Origin of the sequence: Cochleicola gelatinilyticus, from assembly GCF_001637325.1 — a bacterium.
Taxonomy (GTDB): Bacteria; Bacteroidota; Bacteroidia; order Flavobacteriales; family Flavobacteriaceae; genus Cochleicola; species Cochleicola gelatinilyticus.
Genome location: NZ_LRXL01000038.1, coordinates 1 through 3471 on the forward strand (window position 1 = coordinate 1; position 3471 = coordinate 3471).

Consider the following 3471-nt stretch of genomic DNA (forward strand, 5'->3'; position numbering starts at 1 on the left):
TGATACGCCTGGATTATGTGTAGATTGTTAAGATGCAATCCTACTATAATACATATTAATATCAATAGGTCATTCAATTGTTCTGGGTGACCTATGCTTTTTAAAAAAACCAAATAAATCAATTTATAACTAATTTTCAAATTATGAAAAAAGTAATTCTTAGTGCCCTAGCACTCATGGTAGGGTCATTTGTATTTGCGCAAGCAAGTCAAGATGCAGCTGCTCCAGATGTAGAGCAAGCAGATAACTTAAGCGGTGACGCAGCTGCTAACCGTGTTGAAAACACACAAGCAGGAACCGAAAACTACATGCTTGTACGACAAGAAGGAACTTCTTCTTCTGTATTTATCGATCAATCTGGTGGGGGTGCTGGCGCAGATGAGGGCAACTTGGTATATGTAGCACAAGCGGGTGATGTAACTGGAAACACAGGATTGAGCGGACAAGCAAATGCTGCAGATGTGCGTCAAAGCGGAACTTCTAATGAAGGATATGTGTATCAAGGTGGAGATCGAAATGCTGCAGGAATGCAACAATCGGGTGACGATCAAATCGCTTACATTCAACAAGGAGTTTTAAATGCTGAAGACAATTACGCAGGTGTTGTTCAAAGTGGTGATACCCACTCATCGTGGATCTTTCAAGGACATGATAATAATGAAGCATTATCGTTACAATCGGGTAGCGGACACGCTTCCAAGATCGACCAGAATTCTGCACCAGACGGTTCTCCGGGACACAACGCGCGTGTAGAACAGGAAGGTACAGGACAGATGTCGTATGTAGAGCAGGATGGAAATAATTCGGATGCAGATGTATTTCAATCGGGCGACGGAAACTATTCAGCAATTAATCAATCCGGTTTAGGGACTAATACTGCCGATGTAGATCAAGTTGGAGTTTTCGGCCAAAACAAATCGTTTATTGTTTCTGCCGGAAGCAATCAAAACGCGACGGTATCACAGATTAATAATTTTGGATTATTAGGAGATAATATTTCTGATATTATCCAAAATGGTCTTTCTGAAAATAATGCAACTGTATTACAAGATGGTCCCTCTTCAAGTGAAAATTACGCAAATATCCAGCAGACAAACGCTACTACCGGAAATGCTACCAATAATGCGACTGTTAATCAGGGTAATAGACCTGCATTTTTAGGATCGGCATTAAGCGGTCTTTATTCACAAACCAACGATATTCTTGATACAGAATCTCTCTCCCCATTGTCATCTTCATTCGGCAACATAGCTTTTCAATCGCAAGTAGGTGCCGGGAATAGAGCCGAATCGCATCAATTTAATAATGCATTTATCATAAACAATGAGGTTAATAATGCGAACACATCGAAACAAATTCAAACAGGTGATAATAACACAGCTTTGGTTGTTCAGAACGCTTTTAATAATCTTAATGCTATAGCATCTCAAAACCATGCGCTTCAGGAACAAACGGGAAATAACAACTCTGTTTCTTCGATTCAAGTTGGTTTACGAAATGAAACATGGATGCAACAAAATGGAGATGATAGTGCTTTAGCCGTACAGAGCGGTAAAGAAAACGATTTAGTAACCAAACAATTCGAAGGCGCTAACTTTATGGAAATTGGGCAATCTGGTGATAACGGAGCGGTGTACGCAGCCCAGCGTGGCGGACAAAGCTTTATGGGTGATCAGTCGGGAATAAATAATGTTATGGAAATACTACAGGTTGGTCCTGCAGGAAATCTGCTTGAAACGATAGACTGTGAAATTCCTGATCCTATGGAACCAATGCCCATACCAGAGATGGAAAACTTAATGATTCCAGATATTACAGTACCGGGATTATGTGCTGATTGTTAAAATAAATTATATAGATCGTCCGACAATTTCGGATGATCTTTTTTTTTAAAACCAAATAAATCAATTTATAACTAATTTTCAAATTATGAAAAGAGTAATTCTTAGTGCCCTAGCGCTCATGATAGGGTCATTCGTATTTGCACAAGCAAGTCAAGATGCAGCTGCTCCAGATGTAGAGCAAGCAGATAACTTAAGCGGTGACACAGCTGCTAACCGTGTTGAAAACACACAATCAGGAACCGAAAACTACATGCTTGTACGACAAGAAGGAACTTCTTCTTCTGTATTTATCGATCAATCTGGCGGTGGTGCTGGCGCAGATGAGGGCAACTTGGTGTATGTTGCACAAGCGGGTGATGTAACTGGAAACACAGGATTGAGCGGACAAGCAAATGCTGCAGATGTGCGTCAAAGCGGAACTTCTAATGAAGGATATGTGTATCAAGGTGGAGATCGAAATGCTGCAGGAATGCAACAATCGGGTGACGACCAGATCGCTTACATTCAACAAGGAGTTTTAAATGCTGAAGACAATTACGCAGGTGTTGTTCAAAGTGGTGATACCCACTCATCGTGGATCTTCCAAGGACATGATAATAATGAAGCATTATCGTTACAATCGGGTAGCGGACACGCTTCCAAGATCGACCAGAATTCTGCACCAGACGGTTCTGATGGGCATAATGCTCGTGTAGAACAAGAAGGTACTAGTCAAATGTCATATGTTGAGCAGGACGGAAGCGGATCGGATGCTGATGTATTCCAAACAGGAAATGCAAACTATTCAGATGTGCAACAAGACGGTGGTGGTGCAAATGTATTTGCAAACAACACGGCTGACATTGATCAAGATGGAACGGGTAACAAATCGTTTGTAAATCAATCGAACAGAAACAATTCATCTGTTGTTGATCAACTAGGAGATCTAAACATGTCTCACGTAGTTCAGTCCGGTGTGGGAACTAACGATGGTCAAGTAGTACAAAATGGAGACGGAAATTACGTACGTCAAACTCAGACAAACGGTACATCAGGTAGTGATGCAAACGTAGCCTTAGTAAATCAGGGTGATCGAACAAATGCTCAGGCATTATCGAATAATCTTCCACTATTTTTAGCAACAGATGCTATCCTTTCAACTCAAGGAGGAGCAGTTCCGGCAGATGGTTCTAACGAGAATGTTGCTTACCAAACTCAGGATGGTTCAGGAAACAATGCTGAATCTCAGCAGTTTTCTCAATCGGGTGCTCCATTTGCAGGGTATTCTAAGCAAGTCCAAATTGGAGATAATAACACAGCGCTGGTTGTACAAAATGCCTTCGATGACACACAACTTTATAATGACAATAACAGTGCCTTACAGGTACAAACGGGCGATAATAATAGTGCCGGATTAATTCAAATTGGTAATACTCAGAATGCCTGGATGATACAAGATGGTGATGATAGCGTGCTTGCTGTTCAAGCAGGTCGAGAAAATGATCTAGTAAGTAAGCAATATGAAGGAACTAACTTTATGGAAATCGGACAACAAGGTTTGGCTAATGACCTATTCGCTGCACAACGCGGCGGACAAAGTTTTATCGGTGATCAAAGTGGATTTCAGAACATAATGGAAGTATTACAA

General features: G+C 41.0%; 2 protein-coding genes. Both read left to right on the forward strand.

Annotated elements, in window-relative coordinates; genetic code table 11:
• Positions 1-143 precede the first annotated feature (143 nt).
• A complete protein-coding gene (locus tag ULVI_RS10540; protein ID WP_068592598.1) occupies positions 144-1844 on the forward strand; it encodes a hypothetical protein in 1701 nt (566 codons plus the stop codon).
• A gap of 85 nt (positions 1845-1929) precedes the next feature.
• A partial coding sequence (locus ULVI_RS10545; protein WP_068592600.1) for a hypothetical protein occupies positions 1930-3471 on the forward strand: 1542 nt, incomplete at its 3' end.

Excerpts from the sequence above, each read along its gene's own strand:
- ULVI_RS10540 (WP_068592598.1), top strand. The coding sequence starts at position 144 with ATGAAAAAAGTAATTCTTAGTGCCCTAGCACTCATGGTAGGGTCATTT.